This is a genomic window from uncultured Agitococcus sp., from assembly GCF_937920075.1.
Classification (GTDB): domain Bacteria; phylum Pseudomonadota; class Gammaproteobacteria; order Pseudomonadales; family Moraxellaceae; genus Agitococcus.
In genome coordinates, this window is record NZ_CALETI010000171.1 from 1 (window position 1) to 6,019 (window position 6,019).

The 6,019-nt window shown below is 41.0% G+C and carries 6 protein-coding genes; 2 read left to right on the forward strand and 4 right to left on the reverse strand.

All coding sequences use genetic code 11. The annotated features are described in order from the left end of the window. Positions 1-262 (reverse strand): hypothetical protein (locus Q0212_RS06275; protein ID WP_297923673.1); only part of this gene is annotated, 262 nt, incomplete at its 3' end. Between the two features lie 2 nt (positions 263-264). Between Q0212_RS06275 and Q0212_RS06280 the strand changes: the two genes are divergently transcribed. Further along, positions 265-921 carry a CotH kinase family protein gene (locus Q0212_RS06280; protein ID WP_297923675.1) on the forward strand — a complete coding sequence of 219 codons (657 nt, stop codon included), beginning with the start codon at positions 265-267 and terminating at the stop codon, positions 919-921. Positions 922-975: 54 nt separating this feature from the next. On the opposite strand, the gene lpoB is transcribed toward Q0212_RS06280, so the two are convergent. The 3 genes from lpoB to serA form a co-directional block, all read right to left on the reverse strand. Beyond that, positions 976-1,596 (reverse strand): penicillin-binding protein activator LpoB, encoded by a 621-nt coding sequence (gene lpoB / locus Q0212_RS06285; protein ID WP_297923677.1) that lies wholly within the window; start codon positions 1,594-1,596, stop codon positions 976-978. 9 nt (positions 1,597-1,605) lie between these two features. Next, positions 1,606-2,958, reverse strand: a complete 1,353-nt coding sequence (locus tag Q0212_RS06290) for a hypothetical protein (RefSeq protein ID WP_297923679.1) — start codon at positions 2,956-2,958, stop codon at positions 1,606-1,608. 98 nt (positions 2,959-3,056) lie between these two features. Then, a complete protein-coding gene (serA, locus tag Q0212_RS06295) occupies positions 3,057-4,286 on the reverse strand; it encodes a phosphoglycerate dehydrogenase (RefSeq protein WP_297923681.1) in 1,230 nt (409 codons plus the stop codon). A 251-nt stretch (positions 4,287-4,537) separates the two neighbouring features. Here serA and Q0212_RS06300 point away from each other — a divergent pair, with 251 nt between their 5' ends. Next, a complete protein-coding gene (locus Q0212_RS06300; RefSeq protein WP_107865212.1) occupies positions 4,538-5,935 on the forward strand; it encodes an FAD-binding oxidoreductase in 1,398 nt (465 codons plus the stop codon). Positions 5,936-6,019 lie beyond the last annotated feature (84 nt).

The window sequence follows — 6,019 nt, forward strand, 5'->3', positions numbered from 1 at the left end:
TCCAACTAAAATCAATGCCTTCAAAAATGTCTTTCAACCCTACAGTATCGCCTTTAATGGGTTTAAAATATTCAAAGTATTCGCCACGTTGTTTGGCACTACCAAAACCTTGGCTTTTGTGCTGGCTACGGCTTTCGGCGGCTATTTCACCATAAGATTTCCCTATATAAGTATTGTATCCACCAATTTCAATCGGAATAAAAGTTCCTTTATCAGCTGGCTTTTGGTTTTGAAAACCAGCCAGACCAAAAAGTTGCCACATTTTTGTATGCGCCTTGGCAAATTACCATTGCTGATTGGTGGAGTGTCTCCCTTCATCGACGCTTTTTACAAGACCCTAAACATTTGGCTGAGCTAAAACTTGCCGTTGACGAGCTTTATAACAATTATTTAACTGAGGCTAAAATTAAAGCGAAGTTAGACAACTATAAAACGTTGGTGCAACCCTTAGTGACCATTATACCTGATAAAGAGTTTTTACCTGTTTTGAATAAAGCACTGTTAAATCAGGAGTGGGATACGGAATATACGCGAATAGCTCAGGTCACCAAACAGCATCGCGATTATTTTTTTGCAACACTTGAGAATCCAATGCCATATTATCAAGCAGTGGAGTTGTTGGCGGATAATAGTATGCGTTTTGGGTGGGATGTTTCTACAGATTTACAAGGTGATGTCGTTAGTTACACGGTACAAATTGCCACAACACCAGATTTTAGCAAAATTGTCAAAGAGCAAAATTTAAGCGAAACCGAATTGATTTTGCCCAAGTTAGCCAATGGCATATATTATTTAAAGGTGACGGCCAAAGACAGCAAAGGCAATCGTCAAAACGCGTTTGATTCGGCAGTTGTTGCAGGTAAAAGATATTTTGGGGTGTATGCCTTTGAGGTAAAAACCAATGAAGTTGTAGGCTTGTAGCTAGATAACTAACCCCCTCTAAATCTCCCCCTTGTTAGGGGGAGACTTTTTTGCTTACATCCCCAACAAACCACGTTTAGCTGTTTTACGAATTTCTTGCTCGTCTTGCCATTCGACTAAACCCGTTTTTAGATTCATTAATTTAAGGGTAAATTTATAATAAACATCCCGAGTTTTGGTAAATTTATCGACAGGATTGCCTGTGCTACCAGCCTCTTTATAAATGCTGCTTAAATTGCCATATAACATAAACTCAGCACCAATCATTTGGCCAAAAGCAATTGCGGTTTTGGGATTACTGAGTTCGTCACTGTTTTGGAATTTTAATTGACTACGTGCCGATTCAACCCGTGACATATCCACTAAACGAACTTTACCCGACTGTAAAAGTTTGGTGGTCATGCTGTCTAACACCGATTCGGTATCAATATGTTCATCAGTTTTGTTGGCAATTCTTTCCACAAACATCACAGGCCGTTTATTGGCTGCTGTGGCTTCGCCAATGACAGGCGAGGCTAATAACGATTCGGTCATATTTTTGGCAGTCATTTGCAGATCGGTTGAGCCAAAACGCTCATTAACCGTTTCGGTGGCGGTGGCATCACCATATTTAACGCTAGCACAGCCGCTTAAACTTAAAAAAACCGCCGCTGCTAAAATGGATACAGTTTTCATTGTTTTCTCCTACAGTGGCCAGTTTGCCACATAATATTGATTATTGGCTTTGACAACATAAACAAGGTGAATTTGTTGGCTATTCACCTTAAGTTTAACCGTTTGTTGGTTATTCAGTTTTAGTGTTTGCTCACCTTCGGGCAAATTAAATCTTGCTAGATGGACAAAACGAGGCAATGTGAGCCAACTACGCAAGTCAGCATTCTCACTCAAAAAGTTATAAGCACCGACTAATAATCCCAAAACTGCACCGCCTTGATCTTGGGCTTGTTGTTGCAATTTGTGTTTGGTTTGTGAACGTAAGGTTTGACGAATGAGTAGACTGACATAATTGTCTTTAAGCGCACGAGCCGCCAAAGCTTGAGTATCAGTCAGCACTTGACTGGATAAAGAATCTTTTAAAAAAGTATGTTGAATCGTTAACGGCTGTGGGCTATGCCATGAATCACCATAATAAGGAAAAGCCACAGTGTACCAAGCTTCTGGCCAAGGAAAGGGCAGAAATAATTCTTCTTTGGCTGGCGCAAAATCTTCTTCATAAAAAATAACAATTGTGCCTTCGTTATTTTTTGCGGGTTTAGTGGCGACATTGGCAAGATTTTTAAATTCATCTTTACGATTTAATTGCCGAGCCAATCTTATTACATCTTCTTGTAAAAACTGATTAGTAGGCACAAGGCTTAACGCACGTTTGTAATCAATTAACGCATCGTCAAATTTACGGTTAGCCTCATATAACAATCCTGCTAAATACAGGGGCGCAGCATTTTGGCGGCTAGAGTTGACTCGTTGGGCTAATTTTTCGGTATTGCTTAAACGTTGTTGATATTCGCTGAGGGCTTCTTGGCTTAATGAGTTGTTATCTGTTGGTTCTTGTTGTTGAGCTTGGTCTTGTAAAAACTGCGCTCGGCGCATTTCAACTTGGGCATCTTCTAATTTATTGAGAGCAATATAATTTAATGCTTGATAATGATGGACAAAAATACGTTCGTAAGCATAACTCTGATAAGGAATGACATTGTCATTAGCGACTAAAGAGCCACCTTGATTGGCAGTATGTGTAACCGATAACAAAGCACGGTTATCAATATCATTAAGTTTATTGAGGGCTAAGGCAAAACTTTGTTGGCTTGCACTGTAATTTTGTTGTAGTTGTTGCAAGCGGCCTTGTTCAAGTAAGGCTAATAAACCATCACGGCTACTTTTGCTTTGTTTTTGGGTTTCATTAATGGCAGGTTGTAAAACACCTGTGTTGATTGCTTGTTGGTATTGCGCGGCACGAATAGGATAGGGCATAAACACACTGCTACTACAGGCAGTGAGTATAAAAAAGCTAAGTCCTAAAGCAAGGCGTGCAATCATAAAATTTGAACAAAATTGAATAATAATGCTCGGAGTGTAGCGGATAATAAAAAGCCCCTCAAATTGAGGGGCTTTGTTTTTTGTTGCAGAATTGTCGATTAATACAAGACGCGTGTACGAATTGTACCTTCGATTTGCTGTAACTTCTCTAAAGCAACATTAGAGTATTCGGCATCAACATCCATCACCAAATAACCAATTCCTTCGTTAGTCATTAAGCTTTGAGCAGAAATGTTGATGTTGTTTTCGGCAAATACACGGTTAATTGCAGATAACACACCTGGTACGTTGTTGTGGATGTGCAATAAGCGGTGTTTGCCAGCTTGTAAAGGAATGGCCACTTCTGGGAAGTTTACTGCTGATAAGGTTGTGCCTGTATCCGAGTAACGAGCAAACTTCTCAGCCACTTCTAAACCGATATTGGCTTGGGCTTCTAAGGTAGAACCGCCAATGTGTGGTGTTAAAATAACGTTATCAAATTTGCGTAATGGCGATAAAAACTCTTCGTCATTCGCTTTTGGTTCTTTAGGAAACACGTCAATCGCCGCACCTGCAATATGACCACTTTCTAAAGCAGCCGCTAAGGCGTCGATATCCACACAAGTACCACGTGCAGCATTAATGAAGATGCTACCTTTTTTCATTTGGGCGAATTGTTCAGCACCCATCATGTTTTTGGTAGAGGCTAATTCGGGTACGTGTAAAGAAACGACATCAGCTTGGGCTAATAATTCGCTCATAGAACCGACTTGACGAGCATTACCTAAAGGTAATTTGGTGACAACGTCAAAATAAATGACTTGCATACCCAAAGATTCGGCTAATACCGAAAGCTGAGTACCAATGCTACCGTAACCAACAATACCTAAAACTTTGCCACGTGCTTCAAAAGAGCCTTCAGCAGATTTAGACCAACCACCACGATGTACTAAAGCGTTCTTTTCAGGAATACCGCGTAATAACAAAATGGTTTCGCCTAAGACTAACTCAGCAACAGAGCGAGTATTAGAATAAGGCGCGTTAAATACGGGAATGCCTTTCTCCATGGCGGCTTTGAGGTTAACTTGGTTAGTACCAATACAGAAGCAGCCAACGGAAATCAGTTTATTAGCCGCAGCTAATACTTTTTCGGTGACATTGGTGCGAGAGCGAATACCTAAAAAGTGGACATCTTTGATTTTTTCGATGAGCGCATCTTCATCAAGAGCACCACGTAAGTATTCAATATTGGTATAGCCGTTATTACTTAATACATCGAGGGCGTTTTTGTGTACACCTTCTAACAACAAAAAGCGAATTTTGGCTTTATCTAAAGACAATTGGCTCATGACAATTCCTGAAGGCCGTGGAGAAAGACGATGGACTTGAGCAAAAATAGCGAAGTCCTAAAAATAACAGGACTTGCGCATTGCTCAGCAATTAGCGCGTTTTTATGAACATAAAGCCGTTGAAAACGACTGAAATGTGAATAAATAAGCGATAACCGCGTAAGTCCTAAAAATAAGTCGAATATGATAACATAAGCCGATACTGTATAGCCAATAGGCAATACGCTGTAATGCTTTTTAGGAATAGACACATGCTAAATCCAACCATTATTACCCAACTCCAAGCCATTGTTGGCGAAACTCGTGTTAAAACTGATGCTGACAGCCTAAAAACATGGGGCTGTGATTGGACAAAACACTACACCCCCTCTGCGAGTGCCATTGTTTTTCCTGCAACCACTGAAGAAGTACAAGCGATTGTCAAATTGGCGAATCAGGAAAATATTGTTTTAGTGCCATCAGGTGGTCGTACAGGCTTATCCGCAGGTGCTGTCGCGGCCAATAATGAGGTGGTGATTAGTTTTGACCGTATGAACAAAATTGTTCAGTTTTATCCCGCCGACCGTATGGTCAAAGTACAAGCAGGGGTGGTGACTGAGCAATTACAACAATTTGCTGATGAGCAAGGTTTGTATTACCCCGTCGATTTTGCCTCGGCAGGTTCTAGCCAAATTGGCGGCAATATCGGCACTAACGCGGGTGGTATTAAAGTTATTAAATATGGCATGACTCGCGCGTGGGTATTGGGTTTAACCGTGGTCACAGGTAAAGGCGATATTTTACACCTCAATAAAGGCATGATGAAAAATGCCACAGGTTATGACTTACGCCATTTGTTTATTGGCGCAGAAGGCACGTTGGGTTTTGTCACCGAAGCAGAAATTAAACTCGAACGTAAACCGCGTGATTTGCGTGTGTTGGTGTTGGGTACGCCTGACTTTGACTCGGTGATGAAAATTTTATCGGCTTTCCAAGCCAAGTTAGATTTAACGGCGTTTGAGTTTTTCTCTGATTTAGCGGTGCAATGTGTGACTGCCAGTGGTGACGTACAGCGTGCCTTTCCTGAAGCAACACCGTTTTATGCGTTGTTAGAATTTGAAGCCTTATCGCCTGCTATTGAAGAACAAGCCATGCAAGTGTTTGAGCAATGTATGGAAGAGGGTTGGGTGATTAATGGGGTGATGAGTCAAAACGAAACCCAAGCCCAAAACTTGTGGCGTTTGCGTGAAGATATTTCTGAAACGATTGCCAAATATACACCGTACAAAAATGATATTTCGGTATTGATTACCCACGTTCCTGCGTTTATTGCCGATATTGATGCCATTGTGCAAGAAAACTATCCAGACTTTGATATTGTTTGGTTTGGTCATATTGGTGATGGTAACTTGCACTTGAATATCTTAAAACCAGCCAATTTGACCAAAGATGAGTTTTTTGGCAAATGCCAAGTGGTTAATAAGAAGGTGTTTGAAACGGTGCAAAAGTACAATGGTTCTATCTCGGCAGAGCATGGTGTGGGTATGACCAAAAAGCCATATTTGGACTATAGCCGTAGCCCTGAAGAAATTGCTTATTTACAAGCGATTAAATTGGCGTTTGACCCCAACAACATTATTAATCGCGGTAAGATTTTTGATGTGAAGTAGGCTTCGACTTCGCTCAGCCACCACGACTCTGCTCCCTGAGCGGAGTCGAAGGGAGAGAGCAAGTTTTGTAGGGATAATCCTTGT